The sequence below is a fragment of the Paraburkholderia sp. NMBU_R16 genome, assembly GCF_013282575.1.
Lineage (GTDB): Bacteria > Pseudomonadota > Gammaproteobacteria > Burkholderiales > Burkholderiaceae > Trinickia.
The window spans coordinates 1-17,593 of sequence record NZ_JAAAYE010000009.1 but is presented as its reverse complement, the minus strand read 5'-3'; the positions used below and the strand labels follow the sequence as shown (position 1 = coordinate 17,593).

The 17,593-nt window shown below is 62.2% G+C and carries 18 protein-coding genes and 1 pseudogene; 4 read left to right on the top strand and 15 right to left on the bottom strand.

The features are described 5' to 3' along the window. Positions 1 to 22: 22 nt before the first annotated feature. From GWC77_RS06345 to GWC77_RS06315, 7 genes are all read right to left on the bottom strand, one after another. Positions 23 to 1,525: a SulP family inorganic anion transporter gene (locus tag GWC77_RS06345; protein ID WP_173256051.1), complete on the bottom strand. Its 1,503-nt coding sequence runs from the start codon at positions 1,523 to 1,525 to the stop codon at positions 23 to 25. Between the two features lie 68 nt (positions 1,526 to 1,593). Continuing rightward, the gene (locus tag GWC77_RS06340; RefSeq protein ID WP_254366844.1) at positions 1,594 to 2,490 is read right to left on the bottom strand and encodes a formylglycine-generating enzyme family protein; all 897 of its coding nucleotides are present in this window, start codon (positions 2,488 to 2,490) and stop codon (positions 1,594 to 1,596) included. A gap of 79 nt (positions 2,491 to 2,569) precedes the next feature. Continuing rightward, positions 2,570 to 3,937, bottom strand: coding sequence for an arylsulfatase (locus GWC77_RS06335; protein WP_173256050.1), 1,368 nt, complete (start codon positions 3,935 to 3,937; stop codon positions 2,570 to 2,572). Between the two features lie 97 nt (positions 3,938 to 4,034). After that, complete coding sequence (locus GWC77_RS06330) at positions 4,035 to 4,895, bottom strand: ABC transporter ATP-binding protein (protein ID WP_173256049.1); 861 nt, start codon at positions 4,893 to 4,895, stop codon at positions 4,035 to 4,037. Continuing rightward, complete coding sequence (locus GWC77_RS06325; protein ID WP_173256048.1) at positions 4,892 to 5,794, bottom strand: ABC transporter permease; 903 nt, start codon at positions 5,792 to 5,794, stop codon at positions 4,892 to 4,894. The genes GWC77_RS06330 and GWC77_RS06325 overlap by 4 nt, the downstream gene beginning before the upstream one ends. A 1-nt stretch (position 5,795) precedes the next feature. Then, positions 5,796 to 7,238: an ABC transporter substrate-binding protein gene (locus GWC77_RS06320; RefSeq protein ID WP_173256047.1), complete on the bottom strand. Its 1,443-nt coding sequence runs from the start codon at positions 7,236 to 7,238 to the stop codon at positions 5,796 to 5,798. A gap of 288 nt (positions 7,239 to 7,526) precedes the next feature. Then, positions 7,527 to 8,150, bottom strand: a complete 624-nt coding sequence (locus tag GWC77_RS06315) for a cadmium resistance transporter (RefSeq protein WP_173256046.1) — start codon at positions 8,148 to 8,150, stop codon at positions 7,527 to 7,529. Positions 8,151 to 8,500: 350 nt separating this feature from the next. On the opposite strand from GWC77_RS06315, the gene GWC77_RS06310 reads away from it, so the two are divergent. Next, positions 8,501 to 9,274, top strand: coding sequence for a GntR family transcriptional regulator (locus GWC77_RS06310; RefSeq protein ID WP_173256045.1), 774 nt, complete (start codon positions 8,501 to 8,503; stop codon positions 9,272 to 9,274). Between the two features lie 126 nt (positions 9,275 to 9,400). Here the strand turns inward: GWC77_RS06310 and GWC77_RS06305 are convergent, their stop codons facing one another. Next, entirely contained in the window at positions 9,401 to 9,688 is a 288-nt protein-coding gene (locus tag GWC77_RS06305) for an alpha/beta hydrolase fold domain-containing protein (RefSeq protein ID WP_173256044.1), read from the bottom strand. Next, complete coding sequence (locus GWC77_RS06300) at positions 9,685 to 9,837, bottom strand: hypothetical protein (protein ID WP_173256043.1); 153 nt, start codon at positions 9,835 to 9,837, stop codon at positions 9,685 to 9,687. Before GWC77_RS06300 ends, GWC77_RS06305 begins: the two co-directional genes overlap by 4 nt. 191 nt (positions 9,838 to 10,028) lie before the next feature. Between GWC77_RS06300 and GWC77_RS06295 the strand changes: the two genes are divergently transcribed. Next, a complete protein-coding gene (locus GWC77_RS06295) occupies positions 10,029 to 10,454 on the top strand; it encodes a MerR family transcriptional regulator (RefSeq protein WP_173256042.1) in 426 nt (141 codons plus the stop codon). Between the two features lie 112 nt (positions 10,455 to 10,566). On the opposite strand, the gene maiA is transcribed toward GWC77_RS06295, so the two are convergent. From maiA to gtdA, 3 genes are all read right to left on the bottom strand, one after another. After that, entirely contained in the window at positions 10,567 to 11,208 is a 642-nt protein-coding gene (gene maiA / locus GWC77_RS06290; protein ID WP_173256041.1) for a maleylacetoacetate isomerase, read from the bottom strand. A 33-nt stretch (positions 11,209 to 11,241) separates the two neighbouring features. Beyond that, positions 11,242 to 11,940, bottom strand: coding sequence for a fumarylacetoacetate hydrolase family protein (locus GWC77_RS06285; protein WP_173256040.1), 699 nt, complete (start codon positions 11,938 to 11,940; stop codon positions 11,242 to 11,244). A 78-nt stretch (positions 11,941 to 12,018) separates the two neighbouring features. Next, complete coding sequence (gtdA, locus tag GWC77_RS06280; RefSeq protein ID WP_173256039.1) at positions 12,019 to 13,065, bottom strand: gentisate 1,2-dioxygenase; 1,047 nt, start codon at positions 13,063 to 13,065, stop codon at positions 12,019 to 12,021. 193 nt (positions 13,066 to 13,258) lie between these two features. On the opposite strand from gtdA, the gene GWC77_RS06275 reads away from it, so the two are divergent. Both GWC77_RS06275 and GWC77_RS06270 read left to right on the top strand, forming a co-directional pair. Then, the gene (locus GWC77_RS06275) at positions 13,259 to 14,200 is read left to right on the top strand and encodes a LysR family transcriptional regulator (protein ID WP_173256038.1); all 942 of its coding nucleotides are present in this window, start codon (positions 13,259 to 13,261) and stop codon (positions 14,198 to 14,200) included. Positions 14,201 to 14,419: 219 nt separating this feature from the next. Further along, the gene (locus tag GWC77_RS06270) at positions 14,420 to 15,418 is read left to right on the top strand and encodes a ribose-phosphate pyrophosphokinase (protein ID WP_254366843.1); all 999 of its coding nucleotides are present in this window, start codon (positions 14,420 to 14,422) and stop codon (positions 15,416 to 15,418) included. Here the strand turns inward: GWC77_RS06270 and GWC77_RS06265 are convergent. The 3 genes and pseudogenes from GWC77_RS06265 to GWC77_RS29530 all read right to left on the bottom strand — a co-directional run. After that, positions 15,396 to 16,472 (bottom strand): hypothetical protein, encoded by a 1,077-nt coding sequence (locus tag GWC77_RS06265; protein ID WP_173256037.1) that lies wholly within the window; start codon positions 16,470 to 16,472, stop codon positions 15,396 to 15,398. The genes GWC77_RS06270 and GWC77_RS06265 overlap by 23 nt on opposite strands. A gap of 114 nt (positions 16,473 to 16,586) precedes the next feature. Continuing rightward, complete coding sequence (locus GWC77_RS06260) at positions 16,587 to 17,081, bottom strand: BCAM0308 family protein (protein WP_173256036.1); 495 nt, start codon at positions 17,079 to 17,081, stop codon at positions 16,587 to 16,589. 195 nt (positions 17,082 to 17,276) lie between these two features. After that, positions 17,277 to 17,465, bottom strand: a pseudogene (locus GWC77_RS29530) (acetyltransferase); the annotation flags it as partial. Positions 17,466 to 17,593: the final 128 nt, after the last annotated feature.

The following is a 17,593-nucleotide window of genomic DNA, read 5'->3' as shown; positions in this document are numbered from 1 at the left end:
ACTGGGTCACCAACGCGCCCCCTCAGCTGACGTTAAGATTACCGCTGAGTCGTGCGTGGAACGCGCGACTTCGTTCGTCTAGCCCGGTGAACGCCACGGCGATGTCGTGCTGCCGATACTTCATCTGGATGGAATCGAGCGCGGCCACCGTCGATGCGTCCCAGATCTGCGACTTCGAGAAATCGATGACCACCGAGCGCGGATCGGTCGCGTACTCGAAGCGGTCCACGAGATCGTTGCTGCTGCCGAAGAATAGCGGACCGTGCACCTCGTAACGCACGCTTTGTCCGTCGGCGGACGTGGCGCGCGTGGTACTGATGACATGCGCGACGCGGCGCGCGAACAACACCATCGCCAGCAGCACGCCGCCCAGCACCCCAAGAGCAAGATTGCCGGTATACACGGTCAACGCGACGGAGACAAACATCACCGACGTTTCCATCAGCGGCATCCGCTTTAACGTAGCGGGGCGCAAGCTGTGCCAATCGACGGTCTTCACCGCCACAACCATCATCACCGCGGCAAGGGCGGCCGTCGGGATACGCGCCATGACCGGGCTTAGCCCGGTCATGAGCAAAAGCAGTGTGAATGCAGCGGCGAGCGTGGAGACGCGCGTGCGCGCGCGCCCGATACCGACGTTCACCACCGTCTGGCCGATCATCGCGCAACCCGCGATCCCGCCGAACGCCCCCGCGCAAAGATTGCCGAGCCCGAGCGCCCAAGATTCGCGCCCCTTGTTGGAGCGCGTCTGCGTCATTTCGTCGACGAGTTTGGCCGTCAGCAAGGTTTCCAGCAACCCCACGAACGCGATGCTCGTCGCGGTCTGCCATACGATCGTCAGCGTACTCAAGTCGAGCGGTACTGTCCATGCCGTGAGCCCCGGCAACTCCGCTCGGCCGGGATGCGCACCGCTGACTGTCGGCACGCTCCATTGCAGCCCGACGGCAATGCCGGTCGCGACCACGATCGCGATCAGCGGAGAAGGCACGGATCGCAAGAATCGCGGGCCGACCAGCACGATAGCGAGCGTGATCGCGAAGACCACATATACCTCGAATGGCTCGTCGATCACGTGCGGCAGCTGTGCACAAAAAATCAGAATGCCCAGCGCGTTGACGAAGCCGAGCATCACCGACCGCGGAATGACGCGCACGATACGCGAGAAGCCCATCAAGCCGAATGCCACCTGGACCGTCCCGCCGAGCAGCACCGCCGGCAAAATGTAGCCTGCGCCATGCGCGCGAACCATCGGGCCGACGACGAGCGCCACCGAGCCCGCCGCCGCCGTGACCATCGCGGGCCGCCCCCCGAACAGCGATGTAACGAGAAGCAGCACCACAGAGGCAAAGAGCGCGGAATACGGCTCGACCCCCGAGATAAACGAGAAGGAGATGACCTCGGGGATCAGCGCGAGGCTCGTCATCACGCCCGCGAGGATTTCGCGCCGCAGTTCGGCGCGCGACGCGGGCAATGCAACGCGCGACTCGGCGCGCGGCGTATCGATCCTGCTCACAGGATGTGTCATGTCGGTACTCGGTTGTTTGAGACATAAGACGCGGCACACGTCATCGCGTGTGGAGCGCCGCGAACGGATCACGTCCGCACGATGCATCGAAAGCCGATATGGCTGGTCGACGTATCGAGCGTCTGGCCCTGACGTGCCGCAGGCCGGTAGCGCAGGCAATAGCCCGGCGCGCATAAATGCGATCCGCCCTTCACCACATTGCGCACGTCCGGAGCGTCGGAGCCCGTCGACGGGATGCAGCACGACTTCACATCCGCGACGCCAGGCGGCTGGCCGTAGCGGGTCACGGTCCACTCCCACACGTTGCCCGCGACGTCGTAAAGCCCATAACCATTCGGCGGGAACGACTTCACCGGCGAAGTGCGTTCAAAGCCATCGAGCGCAGCGTTGCTCCACGGAAATTCGCCTTGCCACGTATTCGCCATCTGCAGACCCTCGGGCGCGAATTCATCGCCCCAGGGATACACCGCACCATCGAGGCCGCCGCGGGCCGCATACTCCCACTCGATCTCGTTCGGCAAAGACTTCCCTGCCCATGCCGCGTAGGCGCTCGCGTCCGCGAACGACACATGCACGACCGGATGGTCGGCCAGACCGCCCAGATCGGTGCCCGGCCCTTGCGGGTGCCGCCAGCACGCGCCCGGCACATAGGCCCACCATTGCCGAAAGTCGTGCAAGGTCACCCGCGATTGCGGCTGCGTGAAAACCAAGGAGCCGGGGCACAGAAGCGCCAGGTCGGCGTCGGGATACAACGCCGGATCGGGCTGCCGCTCCGCGAGCGTGACGTAGCCGGTCGCATCGACGAAAGCAGCGAACTGCGCGTTTGTCACCGGGTGCGCGTCGATCCAAAAATCCGGCGCAGCGGCGCGCCGCGCCGGACGTTCCTCGCGATAAAAAACATCGGAGCCCATCGTGAAGTCGCCGCCTCTGATCCACACCATGCCTTCGGTGCGAACGGCGTTCATGGCGGGCGCCGCCGCTTTCGCGGAGCAGCAGCATGCGGGCTTCTCGGGTTTGATGTCCATGATCGGCGCGCCCGTGGCGTTACGCGTTGAAGACCGACTTCGGCACGAAGTCGAGCTCGGAGCCCGGCGGAATCAGCGCCTCCTGTTTCACGCTGTCCTCGAACTCCCGTACGACGCGATGCGCGTGCTGCATCACCCACCACCGCACGTAGCGCTGATTGACCGCCTCGCGTTCCTTGGGATCTTCCTGCAGATGCGTGATGCGCGCGAAGCCGAGCGGCAGCTCGGGGTCGTGAAAATGCTGTTGGCGCTTGAAGTTGATCTTGAAGTCTTTCCACTTCACCGCATGCAGTTCATCCTTGAGCCATACCATGCACGACTCGCGGTTCGAGGTCGCTTGTTCACCGAGGAAAAACGCGGTCTGGTCCTTACCATCGATGAGCCGGTCCTTCGGCGTGTCGCTTCCCGCGAACTTGAGCAGCGTCGTGAAAAGATCGGTGACGTGGACCATCTCGTTGCTCTCCACGCCCGCCGGAATGCGGCCCGGCCAGCGCGCGAGTAGCGGCGTGCGGATGCCGCCTTCCGCCGAACTGAAGTACGAGCCGTCGAAGAATCCGCCGGTGCCGCGGCCTGCCAAATGATCCTCCGCGCCATTGTCGCCGCACAAGATGACGATCGTGTCGTCCGCCACGCCGAGACGGTCGAGTTCATCGAGCAGCACGCCGAAATCGTGATCGAGCATCAGCAGGCAATCGCCCCATTCACCGTTGGTGCTCTTGCCGACGAACTCGTCGCGCGGCGACATCGGGAAATGCATCAGCGAGTGATTGAAGTAAAGGAAGAACGGCTCGTCGTTTTTCACGCAACGCTGCATGAAGTCTATTCCGCGCTTCTGATACTCGAGATCGCAGGTCTTCTTGGTTGCCATCGTGAGCTGCTCGTCGAGCAGCGGCCTCGCGCCCTTGCCCTTGAAGCCCTCGTGCATGTGAGAGTAGCCATCGCGCTCGGGCACGTAGTGGGGATCCTCCAACCACATGCACTCGTCATAAGTACGCAATGGGCCGTACCATTCGTCGAAACCGTGATCGGTCGGGAAACGCCCGTCTTCCGCGCCGATGTGCCATTTTCCGAGGCACGAGGACTTGTATCCCCCTTGCGCGAGCAGTTCGGCGATGGTGACCTCCCAGGTCACGAGGCCGCCCCCGTTGCCCCCCAGCGCAATCGTGTGATTGCCGGAACGGATCGGGTAGCGGCCCGTCATCAACGCTGAACGTGTCGGCGTGCATTGCGGCTCGACCACGTAGTGCGTGAGTTTGGTGCCCTCCTTGCAGAAGGCATCGATACGCTTGGTATCCGCGCCGCGCAGTTTGCCGCCGCCGTAGCAGCCGAGTTCCCCCATACCCAGATTGTCGACGTGGAAGAACAGGATGTTCGGTTTCTTGCTCATTGCAAAACTCCATCGGATCGAGAACGTTATCCCCCGCCCTCGGTTAGGGACGCTTTTCGCGTGGTGTCTTACTGCTCCAAATGCTGGCTTGACAGGATCAGAGCATCTCTTCGACGCCGTTCGGTCCCATCTCCATACTGAAACCCTCGACGCCGCCCGGCCCGAGTTCGGATCCCATCGCGGCGAGCGATTCCTCGCGAATCAGGTCTTTCAGGCGACGGACCAATTCGATGAATTCGGGCGTATTCAGCATCGCTGGCGAACGCGGACGCGGCAGCGGCACGTGTATTTCAGTCTTGATGCGCCCAGGCCGCGCCGTCATCACGTAGATGCGGTCCGACAGGAAGACGGCTTCCTCGATGTCATGCGTGATGAACAGCACCGACAACCGAAAGCGCTGCCACATGTTCGTCAGGATCTCCTGCATGACGGTCCGCGTTTGCGTGTCGAGCGCGCCGAACGGTTCGTCCATGAGCAACACCTGTGGGTTCGCCGCAAGCGCGCGCACGATGCCGATGCGCTGCTTCATGCCCCCCGACAATTGATCCGGATAGTGGTTTTCGAAAGCCAGCAGCCCCGCAAGTCCCAGCAGCGTGCGGGCAGTGCTTTCGCGTTTGGCACGCGAGACGCCTGCCATCTTCAGGCCGAACTCGACGTTCTCTCGCACGCGCAGCCAAGGGAATAGCGAATACTGCTGAAACACCACGCCGCGTTCCGCGCCGGGCTTTTTGATGAGTACGCCGTCAAGCGTGACCGTGCCTCGCGTCGGCTTCGTAAAGCCCGCCGCGATGCTCAGCAAAGAGGACTTGCCACAGCCCGATGGACCGATCAACGAAACGAACTCATGCGGCTCGACGGTCAGCGATACGTCCTTGACTGCTTCGGTCTCGGCGTTGCCCGAGCCGAACACGACGCCGACGTTGCGGCACTCGATGCGGCCTTTGTTTGCGTTGCTCATTTGCGCGCTCCGTTGACGGATGCGAGCCAGGGCATCGAGAACTGCCCGACGAGACGGATCGCGCCGCTGCATATGAGGCCAAGGGAGCCGATCGTGATCATGCCGAGGACGATCGCCGGATAGTTGACGAGCGAATAGGCCTCCCACGTGTAGTAGCCGACGCCGTACTGCCCCGCGATCATCTCGGCCGCGATCAACGACACCCAAGCCACTCCCATGCCTACCGCGAGCCCCGTGAAGATATTGGGTAGGACGCCTGGCAAGATCACATGCCAGAACAGTTGGGCTTCGCTCGCGCCGAGACAGCGGCCGGCGCGCAGCAGTACGCCATCGAGCGACTCGACGCCATCTACCGTATTGAGCAGAATCGGATAGAACGCGCCGATGAATGTGATGAACACGATCGACGATTCCGTCGTCGGCCACAACATGATCGACAACGGCACCCAGGCAATCGCCGGGATCGGCCGCAGCACTTCGATCGCCGGGATGAGTAACTGCTTCACGATGCGATATCGCCCGATCACCAAGCCCAATCCGACGCCCGAAAGCAGTGCGATGAAAAAGCCCAGGAAGATGCGTCGCAAGCTGTTGCCGATGTTCGTCGAAAACGCGCTTGACGCGGCGACATGTACCGCCGCATGAAACACGTCGAGTGGAGTCGGCACGTCCTGAAAGCGGATATAGAACTGAACCCGATAGCGCGTGCCGAGGTACCAGATCAGGAACGGCGCGCCGAGCGAAGCAATCGCGAACACGAGCCTCACGGCGAGCGCTTGCGCACCGTTCGGCGCACAGGCGCCCTTACGGACCCGGTTACTTGACGCAGCTTCCGGCGGTTGCTCTCCAGGCAACGACGATGCGCCGTTCTTGATCTCGAGATCGAGGGATCCTTCCATGTCACTTCCCTCCCTTGCCGACTGCGCTCAACGCCTGCGCAAAGCTCACGACTTTCTCACCCGAGTTCTTCGCGCTCGCCTCGGCATCGCGCTTGAGCATGAATGACCCGATGTCCGGTCTTTTTCCACTTGCAGCGCCGAGCGTATAGAACGCGGCATCCGCAAAGACCTTGACGCCGAGCGTCTTGTCCATCAAATAGACCGCATCGACTTTCCTGCCTTGCGCGCGATACGCGTTCACACCTTCGAGCGTGCATGCAGCGGAGCTGAACGAAGCGACCTTGCCGCCTGCGGCCCAGATCTGTCCCGCCTGCGAGGGATCGCCGATCGGCGCGTTGCACACGGTGTCGTTGCCTTGGACCTGGTAGTTGGAGAAGTCTGCGAGCTGCGCGTCGTAATCGCGCCCGGCCTCCTTGAAAGCCTCCCGCACGAAGGCGTCGTTCACCCATTTGTCGATGTCGAGGTCTTTCACCATGTCGAGCTTCTTGAGCACCGCATAGTCCGCCTTCAACGCGGCGACCCAGCGTGGCTTGATGGTTGGGTCGAGCGTATCGATGCCGCCCGGGCCAAGGAAGATGTACGCCACCTCCTTGTCCACCTTGGTCCACGACTGAATCTTTTCCGCGGCCTGTTCCGGATCGCGGCGGACCCAATCGTCGGCTTCCATCAAAGCCCTGATGTAAGCCGTCACGATCTCGGGGTACTTCTGGCCGAAGTCCTTGCGGACCACCACGCCATGAAACGTCGGCTGTCCCGTCTCGGCGCCGTCGAAGATCTTGCGCGCGAAACCGCGATAGGGCAGCAACTCGGCGAACGGCACGAAGTCCGCATGAGCGTCGATTCGCTTTTCCTGGATGCTCGTGCTGCCCACTTCGGGCGACTGATTCACGAGCGCGAAGTAGTCACTCGGCAGATGCCGGCTCTGCAAGGCGGCGAGCAGCATGCCGTGCGCGGCCGAGCCGAACGGCACCGATACGCGCTTGCCTTTCAGATCGCTCAAATCGTAGTAAGGCGAATCTTTCGGTACGACGATGCCGTTGCCGCCGCCGTGCGCGTTATAGGCGATGACCGCCACGAGTTCGGTATCGTTGTTCGTTGCGTGCCCCGTAGCCCCGTTCACGAGCAGCGGATAGTCGCCCATCATGCCGATCTGCAGCTTGCGCGCGATCATGGCGTTGGTGATGGGCGGCCCGGAGGTCGCGTTTTGCCACGTCACGTTGTAGGTGACATCCTTATACTTTCCCGTATGCGGCAAATATTTGTCGAGCAGATGGAGCTGCTTGATGACGATGCCGCCCGTGACTGTGTTCGTCGTTGTGTCTTGCGTGCCGATACCGATGTCGATCGTTTCCGCGTGCGCGGCGCCTCCGAACGCCGGCATGGCGCCGATTGCGACGAGCGAAGCACTGCTCAACGCCTGGCCTACCAAAGCTCTGATTCGCATGGTGTAACCCTAAGAGTGAGTGACATGAATCGGGTCCCTGCTCCGCCCGCGTGTGATCCAGCCAGAAACATCAACCGTCGACATCGACCGTCTGTCCTTCGACACGATCTCCGTGGACATAACTCGTCATTACAAGTTGTCGAATCGATGCAAGGCGTATGCCAACGTTTACCGGGGGCACCGACCGGCCGACTTGCCCTCTTTCAGCGTCTCTCGCGCCTCACGATTGCGCGCGCGCACGGCTTGCCGGTGCAGAAACGGCTCCGGCTTGGTGCAAGCTTGTGCGGCTCATGCAAGCGAATAGATCCACGGAAACGTACGGAAGCGAATAAACAAAGACACGCCGATAGCCACCGCCATGAAGGGTGCAACGCGATTCGCCGCGCACTGCAACACCGGGATCGACGAGCGGGAGCCTGCGGTCCAGAATGCGCAAAGACAGAGCAATGCCGTGAGCAATCCAAACGCCCCCGCAATGAACGTCATCTGGGACGGTGCGAGGTCCATGATGACGCTCGAATAAACCATCACGTTGTCGATCGCGACGGAAGTTGTCACAACGGTCACCGTCGCGACGCGCCCGAACGTTCCGTGACCCGGACTCGCCCGACACACCGCATTTTCTTGTCGGGGCCCGTTTCGACGGCGCAATCGCGCGATTCGCTTCAGCCCGGCGAACAGCGGCACGGCGCCGGCTAGACCGACCAATGGTGAATGCGCCACCCATCCCGAGCGCATGACCGCGATCGATATCCCCAACTGTGTCGCCATGCTGAGGAATTGCCCCGCGACAATCTCCATCGAGCGATAACGCTCGTTGCTGAAGAATCCGATCAGCAGTGCATATCCATCGACGTTGGTCGAAACGTAAGCGGCGGTCGCGGTGACGATCAGGGCGGGCAAAGCGTCCAATGTTCTCTCCGTTAGTGCTTCATTCTTCTACTCGTCATAACAAGGCATGACGTGTAGTTCTAAGCAAGGACGATGCCATCGTTGAAATGCGGTTCGCGCGGGCGTTCCTTGTGGCGGTGCGCGCCAAGCGGGTGCGACTTGGCACACGCATCAGTCATTTTCGCCATAAGTCGGTGCGTGGCGCCGTCTGATCGAAACCGATTGTCGTCAGAGAATGAGTTCTTGAAATGACACGCTATCCCATGACATGACATGATGGGTTTTCGCGTCGCCAACGTGGATATGCAGCGGTATAATCTTCCATCGCCAAAGCTGCATCGTGGAATCTCCCGTGCTCTCGCTCATCGACCATGCAGACAAGCCAGATCGCCTTCGAACCCGACTCGCCGATTCCGCTCTATCAGCAAATCAAAGATACGCTGCGTAGCGGTATCCTCGACGGAAGGTACCCGCCGCATAGCCGCATGCCCTCGGAGAGCGAACTGCAGGCGATGTTCGAGGTGAGCCGCATCACGATCCGGCAGGCGCTCGGCGATCTTCAGAAGGAAGGGCTGATCTTCAAGGTGCACGGCAAGGGCTCATTCGTGTCACAGCCCAAAGCGGCGCAGAACATCACGTCCCTGCAAGGCTTCGCCGAGGCCATGTCGAGCGAAGGACACGAGATCGTCAATCGCGTGGTCTCTTTCACTTTCGTTCCAGCCAACGCCGAGGTCGCCGCGAAGCTCATGCTTCACGAGGGCGAGAAGGTGGCGGAGATTCATCGTGTGCGCCTGCTCAATCGCGAGGCGACCTCCTACGAAATTACCTTCCTGCCCGAATCTCTCGGCAAGAAGCTGATGCGTGCCGATCTCGCCACGCGCGACATCTTTCTCATGCTCGAGAACGACTGCGGCATTGCCCTGGGCAGCGCGGACCTGAGCATCAACGCTATACCCGCACGCTCCCCTGTTGCACGGGCACTCGAGATCAAACGCGATGCACCGGTGCTCCGCGTCGAACGGCTGACGCACGACAGCAACGATCGCCCCATCGACTTCGAATACCTGTATTTCAAGGGCGATACGTTTCAGTTCAGGTTACGAGTGAATAGAGAACCTGTCGCAAAGGGGCGTCGGAAGGCCTGAAGCGGCCGTCCAACAACGCGTGCAAGCCTGCGTTGCGCGCGCTCGCGAGGCAACGGCGCTGGCTATTCGGCAGATTCACTGCCGCGCGCACCCTCAATGTGAGCTCGACGCGTCACGGTTCGGAACTCAAAGACCGAACGCGGCACGCAATGCATCGGTGGCATCGCCCAGCGCCCGCTTGCTCTCGTCGAACGGCCATCGGATGAATTCATGAATCATCCCCTCATATCGCTTCACCGCAACGGTGACGCCGGCCTCGCGGAGACGTTCGCCATATCCCTCCCCTTCGTCACGCAGGGCATCATATTCGGCGGTAATGATGAAGGCAGCAGGCAGGCCCGCGAGGTTCGGCGCAAGCAGCGGCGATACGAGCGGATCGAGCTTCTCCTCTTCGCTGTTGAGATAGTTGTTCATGAACCAGTTTTGCGTGACACGGCTGATATAAGGCCGGACTTCGCCCGCGCCGGGTGATAGACGCGAATAGTGAGATCGCCGCGGTCCGTGCGGATCGTTCGATCTTTGACATCGGCGACGGTCTCGGGCTCACCGAGGCTCTTGGCCATGCGTCGCATTCCCTCTCGGATTCGCTCCGGCGGGAGCGTGTGTAGTTCCGCAAAGCTGGTCTTTGCAAGGCGTTCAAGATGTGCATGTGCTTCAGGGTGCAATGGCATGGCGCAGATCTCCTTAGCTAGGATCGACAAGGGTTCAGCCATTGTGCAAATTGAAGCTCGGTTCAAGTCAAGGGAGGGCCGCCATGCTCCTCGATATCGCCGAGGTCGCCAGGCAATCTGGCCTCGCGCCGTCCGCGCTTCGGTACTACGAGAAGCGGAAATTGATCGTCTCGAGAGGCCGAAACGGATTGCGTCGCACTTTCGATCCAGAAGTGGTCAGCCGGCTGGCACTTATCAGTTGCGCACGAGCAGCAGGTTTCACGCTTGCACAGATCGGACGCTTCTTAGCCGCAACGCCGAACAATGTCGATCTGCAAGCGCGAATGGCGGAGCAGGCCGAACGACTCGACGAAGAGATCGCACGGCTCTCGCGAATGCGCGATGGCCTGAGGCACGCGGCGAGTTGCACGCATACGCCGCTGGTGGAGTGCCCGAAGTTCAAGGCACTCTTCAAGGGTTCGATATCGGAACTGCCTGAAACAAGCCACTGCGGAACATCAGTCGATTGAGAGCACGACGTTGTCGTGGGTTCGATCGATCGTCATTGAAGCAGCGGCCGCAATCAGCGCATTTTGCATGACGATCCTCTATTCGAAGCGCATCGCCTTCGGTCCGACACATTCAAGCCACGTAATCGGGCTGACGCTGCGGCTGCGCGGCAACGAATGCAGCGTCTCGCGATGCGTGCTCATAGACCGCCAGGCTGCGCTTGTACGCCCCGAGGCTGCAGTCCACACGCAACGCGTTGGCCATCTGCGGTACCAGGCACACGTCCGCTAGCGTAGGCTGCGCGCCGAAGCACCACGGGCCCTCGTTGCTGCGTTCGAGCAGGCGCTCGACGGCAGCCATGCCCTCCGTAACCCAGTGTCGATACCACTGTGTTTTCTGTTGCGGCGTAACTTTCAGCTCCGTTTCCAGATAACGCAAGACGCGCAGGTTGTTGATCGGATGGATGTCGCACGAAATGGCTGTTGCCAGTTCGAGCACGCGCGCCCGCCGTTCCGGTTCCAGCGGAATGAGGCGCGGATCGGGATATTTCCGGTCGAGATAGTCGAGGATCGCCAGCGACTGGCCCAGACTGAATTCGCCGTCGATCAGCGCCGGCACCGACGCCGATGGATTCACGTTCGCCACATAGTCGGTCGCGCGATGTTCGCCGATCCGAATGTTGACGGGCAGCGTGTCGTACGCGAGGCCCTTGAGTGCCAGCGCAATGCGCACGCGGTATGAGGTCGAGCTGTTGAAGAAACTATGAAGTTGCACGGCCGTGTCTTCCGTTGATAGGGATGCCCTGCGTCAAACGATGCGAACGGCCAATTCACCCAGATGTTCGATGCCGATCTTCATCAGATCGCCCGCCTTCACCGCGCCGACGCCCTCCGGCGTGCCTGTGAAAATGACGTCACCCGGTTCGAGGCGGAAGAACTTCGACAGGTAGGCGACCGTCTCCGCGACCGACCAGATCAGATGCGACACATCGCTCTTTTGCTTCGTCTCGCCGTTGACGGTCAACCACAGTCCCGCGTTTTGGATGTGGCCGACAGCGCTTGCGGGATGAATCGGGCCCATCGGCGCCGAACGATCGAACGCCTTGCCGATTTCCCAGGGGCGCCCCATTTCGCGCATCTTCATCTGCAGGTCTCGACGGGTCATATCGACGCCGACGGCGTAGCCCCACACGTGATCGAGGGCCTGCTCGACTTCGATGTCCGCCCCACCCTTTCCGATCACGGCAACGAGTTCCGCTTCGTAGTGATAGTTCTGCGTCTGCGACGGATAAATCAGTTCAAGCGTTTCGCCATAGGCGACAGGGACGACGGCATCGCCGGGCTTGCAGAAAAAGAACGGCGGCTCGCGATCGGGATCGAAGCCCATTTCACGCGCATGCGCCGCGTAGTTGCGGCCCACGCAATAGACGCGGCGCACTGCGAATTGAGCGTCGCGACCGGCGACGGGAACGGCGACGGGCGCTTCAGGAGTGAAAACAAAAGTCATGATGGGGTCGACTCGACGAGTGAAAGGATGGAGGACGCGCCCTGTGATCGGGCGCGCAAAGATCAAGGATGCGCCCGTCTAGCTGCGCTCTTCGCGCAGCAGATTCAGCGCGGCGAGCACCGGACGGTCCGAGTAGCTGAACAACACGCTTTCCTTCGACGCCGAAAGTTGCACGGGCTCCCACGATGGCGCGACGAAAACGTCATGTGGCTCGAACGTGAATTCGTCGCTGCCGATCTTCACGCTGCCCGTGCCTTCGACGACGCAATACACGGTGGCGTCCGTGCTGCGATAGGCGCGGCCCGTAAAGCCGGCCGGCAGGTACTGCATGAAAGTGGCAATCGTTGGCATCGGCCAGCCCCCCGTCGCCGGGTTGACGTAGCGCAGCTTCACGCCGTCCCAGTCGTCGAGCTCGCCGTTGCGGTACAGCGCATCGAGCGCTTCGCGGCTGCGTTCATACGGGTAGCTGAAAATCGGTGACGTCGGATCGGACACGCGATGCCGCATCGGCACCATGTTGTGACCGAATCTCGCGAAACTGTCGCCTTCGGGACGCGAGATGGGTTGGGTCGCCTCAGGGTAGTTCTCGGCGAAACCTGCGTCCATCTGCGCGACGAGCGGAATATCGAGGCCATCGAGCCAGACCACGGGCTCGCCCCCTTCTTCCATCGACGGATTGCCGTGGTCGTGCCACGTCCACGACGGCGTGATGATGAAGTCGCCGGGACGCATCGTCGTCCGCTCGCCGTCGACGGCCGTCCACGCGCCCTTGCCCTCGACGATGAAGCGCAGCGCCGACTGCGTATGACGGTGGCTGGGGGCGATCTCGCCGGGCAGAATCAGCTGAAGCCCCGCATAGAGGTTCGGCGTCATGCTCGACTTGCCGGGCAGCCCGGGATTTTCGAGCACCAGCACGCGGCGAACGGCTTCCTCGGCGCTGATCACCCCACCCGCCTCCATCACGAGGTCGCGTACCTGTGCGTACTTCCAGATCGCGGGCCGAGCCTTCGGCTGCGGCGCTTTCGGAACGAGGCTGTGCAGCGATTCCCATAGCGCAGCCATATGCTGGCGGGCGATCTGTTCGTAGTAGGCCGCGCGCGATGCGCCCGGACGATTGTTGGCCATGTGCGTCTCGTTTCGGTGTCTCGTTAGGCGGATGCGATGTACAGGCGCCGCATTGAATAGATGGTTCGATGGACCTTGTGCGCTATTTATATGCGATAGACCTATGCTTAGTAAAATGGTTAAATCATCTAATCCATGTGTTTTCGGATATACCTCCGGAATCCTGGTGACATCGTGACCGGAGGACTGCGCGATGGACTGGACATACCGTCTGCGTCTGCGACACCTGCAATTGCTGCTGAGCCTGGCGGAAACGGGCAACCTGAGCCAATCGGCCACGGCGCTCAATACGACGCAGCCGGCGCTGTCGAAATGGCTGAAAGAGCTGGAGAACGACGTCGGCCTGCCCCTTTTCGAGCGGCATGCGCGAGGCTTGCGGCCCACAGCACCCGGCGAGGCGCTGATCGAGCACGCGCGGCGCATCGAAGCCCATCTCGACACCGCCCGCGACGACATGCATGCGCTGCGCGAAGGCGGCAGTGGCCTCGTGAGCATCGGCACGTCGGGCGTAGCGGCGGCGGACACGGTGCCGCTCGCCGTGTCGCGGCTGCTCGCGTGCATGCCGCGGGCGCAGGTGCGTCTCGTCGAAAGCACGATGAACCAGCTGATGCCGCAGCTGGCTCGCGGCGAGCTCGATATCGTCGTGGGCCGCTCGGGGGAGCAGTACGAAGACGCGCAGTTGCAAAGCGAGACGCTCTATACAGAACTAATCGACTTCGTCGCCCGTCCCCATCATCCGTTGACGCAAAAGGCCACGCTCGAGTGGGACGACGTGCTCGCCTACTCGTGGGTCGTCTGGCCGCAAGGCACACCGGTGCGCAATGCGCTGGAGGCGGCGCTCGCAGCCGCCGGGCGCACGCTGCCGACTCATTGCGTCGAATCCAATTCGTCGGTTCTGAACCTCACGCTGTTGAACAACACGGATTTGCTGGGCGTCGCCTCACATCGGCCAGCACTCCGCTTCCAACAGTTGAACGCGCTTCAGATCCTGCCGATGAAATTGCAGGGCTCCGGCTCTGTATCGATCTACTGGCACGCGGAGAACGAAAATCGGGCCGCGGTGGCCGTGGCGCTGAAGGCGCTGCGCGCGTACGCCGATCCGAAGGCGGGCGGAAATCGAGTCCTCGGTATGTAACTGCGGTCAATCAAGGCGAACGATCACTTTACGGATTTCTTCCAGAACCAGCAGGAGCGGACCAAGCGCCGCCCGTGGCTCCATTCCCGGTCAGACGAGCGTCCCGGGTGTTGCAAGGCAAGCCGTTGACTTACATCAATCATGGACGACAGGACGCGGCCACACTGAATACTTCCCGGGCCACCGGCCTCGATGCGGTCCCCGGTCTCCGCCAAGGCCATGTTCGCCACCATGATTGCAGCCGATCCGATCATCTTTGCGTTGGACGCGAGCCGCGCCCTCGGGGAAAGCGTGGCGCGACACCTCGGCCTCGCCCTCTCCCAACACGAGGAACGCGGCTTCGAGGACGGCGAGCACAAAGCCCGGCCGCTCATCAGCGTACGGGGGCGCGATGTTTATGTCGTCCATTCTCTATACGGCGAAGGCGAGCAAAGCGTGAACGACAAGCTCTGCAGGCTGCTCTTTTTCATCGGCGCGCTCAAAGATGCGTCGGCGAGCAGCGTCACGGCGGTCGTGCCTTACCTCTGCTATGCGCGCAAGGACAAGAAGTCACAGCCGCGCGACCCTGTCACGACACGCTACGTCGCAAGCCTCATCGAATCGGTAGGCGCTGATCGGATCGTCACGCTCGACGTGCACAACCTCGCTGCGTATCAGAACGCGTTCCGCTGCCGCACCGAGCATCTGGAAGCGAACGGGCTATTCGTCTCCTGGTTCGTGCCGCGCTTGCGCGACGAGGATGTGGTCGTGGTGTCGCCCGACGCGGGCGGCGTCAGGCGCGCGGACGATTTCCGCGAGCGTCTTGCGCTCGCCCTCGGCCGCACCGTCTCGGCGGCCTTTGCTGGCAAGCTGCGCGCGCTGGGGGTACTCACGCACGAGCCGATCGTCGGCGATGTCAGGAATCGCTGCGCGGTCATCGTCGACGACCTCATCAGCACAGGCGGCACCCTCGCCGCGACGGCAAGGGATTGCCGCGCGCTCGGCGCAAAGGCCGTGTACGCCGCGGCGTCGCACGGCTTGTTCGTAGGGTCCGCGCCCGAGGCGCTCGGGGCCGAGGCATTGACCGGCGTCGTGGTGACGAATAGCGTACCGGCGTTTCGCGTGCCCGACGGCACACTCAAAGACAAACTCACCGTAATCGACTGCAGCGTACTCTTTGCGCAGGCGATCGAACGCCTGCACGGCGGCGGTTCGATCAACGCACTGCTTCAGCGCTGACAGCATCCGGCGTCAGGGCGCTCGCGCAGTGTTCGATATGCCGCTGCGCGAGCTCCAGATAACACTGCGCCTTCGCGCGCCAATGCGCCGAATCCCGGTAGGCGGGTTCGCGCAGATGCCATAGCGCGAGCTTGGCGCGGATCGCGGCACGATAGCTCTGGTAAAAATGCACCAGCACGGGCGGCGGCGTGTCGCCGGTGGCTTCGCCGTATGCGGCAAACAGCGCGGCGCCGAGTTCGGGAACGCCCACCCGCTCGCCCTCCAGCGCCAGGAAGCCGAGCTCGTCGGCGATGTCGAGCGTTCGCAGATCCTTCGAAAATTCGAGGCAGTCGATGATCGCGAACGGTAGTCCAAGATAGACGTGCTCCGGGCGCAAGTCTCCGTGGCCTTCGACCACCCGGCCTGCGTCGATGCGCCGGTCGAACAGATCGCGCCGGCGAACGAGCAACGCACGCTGCGTAGCGCATAGCGCGGCAATGGCTTCCGTAGACGGCGAACACCCGGGGTGACGCAGCTCGCTTTCGTTGGCGTCGATGCCCTCGCGCAGGCGCCGCCTGTAGGCCGCGCCGCTCATCGGGGCGGCGGGTTGGGTTCGATAGAAGGCGACGAGATGCCGAACGATCCGGCGCACATCGCGCCGCGTCACGCGAGCGCTATCCAGCAGCGCATCGAGCATCGCGCTCGCGGGCAGACGCCGCATCTTCACGAGCCAGTCGACCACGCGGCCGTCACCGCCGGGCCTAAGCGCCCCGTGAGCATCCACGACAAGCGGGACCGCGTCGAGATAAACCGACGGCGCGAGACGCCGGTTCAAGCGAACCTCTTCGCCGCAGAAATGCTGCCTCGCGCTCAAACGACGGAAGTCCAGTTCCCCGTAGTGAACAGGCTTCTTCAGCTTCCACGCATGCTCGACGGTCAGAAAAACCCATGACATATGGGTTTCGAGCGCCGTCACCATGCGCGGGCACTCCGGCCAGGTCCGCGGATCGCTCAGCAGCCTCACCTTCGTGGCGAGCGAGACGGTGCCGCGCCTCCGGATCGCGGAGCTGTCCATGTCGCGTGCGCGTCTCTCCCTGCTCACAACGCGGCTTCCGTCACGCCTCGTGCCGCCCCGAGCAATTGCGCGCGCTCGATAGGGTAGGACGTACGCGGTGTCACGCTCGCCTCGCTAACGTCGCCAATAGACGCGCACGAGCGACTCGTCACGGCCGTATTTCAACTCGAGTTCGCCCTGGAACGCCGACTTCAGCATCGTGCCGATGTCGCGGGCCAAGTGAAGGTCCGTCGTGGTCACAACCGTCGTTCCATCATCCTCGCTCACAGACATGATCCGCTGCATCGGGTGCTCGGCCTTCGCGCGTGCTTCATGTGCGCACACGATCCGCAACACCTCTTCGTGGTGCGCAGCCGCGAACTCGCCGTCGATATGGACATACCCGGCCGGCAGTTGATCCGCTGTGCGACGGCACGCGGTGCAGAGAACCTTTTCGGCGCCTTTGGGGGCCTTCGCCCATTGCCAGCGTCCGCCCTGATGGACGGCGCCGCAGATCTTGCAAACCGCGGGTTCGGGAAGTTTGCCCCTCAGCGCGTAAGGATCTTGCTCGAGCCCGGGATACACGTCTCTGTGGTCCCCCGGCTTGAAGGGCCTCATGTGATCGTTCATGGGAACTCCTTGCTGTTGCACTCAACGTGTTCACGTGGCGTGAGCGAGTCCGCTTTCTTGACAGGCAGTTTGCTGGTTGGCTCGCTCATCATCAATCCTCCTTTACGTCAATGAAGATTTCATCATCGACCCGAGCGGGAGCTTGGCGTTGACTCAGGTCAACCCTTCGTGCATCGCGTCGCCTCTTCGACGACGTCATGACGCCGCGCTGTCCGCACGCCCACTGCCGAAAGCCCCCTCGAACGCGCGAACGAATTCGTCGAAACGGCCGCGCTCGAGATGATCGATGCCCGCCGCGCCGACCCGACCGCCGCCCTGGAACGCGCGGCATAGCCGGTCCGCACCGCGCGGCGCCGCGAGCGGCGAGCGCACGCTCACGGCATAGTGTGGCGCGACAATCTGGATGAGAGACGCGCGACAAACAAGATGAGAATGTCGCGGCGAGGTTGATGATGCCGATGTTGATTGACGCTGACAAGCGTTTGTTGATTGACGCTCGGCGCATGTTGCAT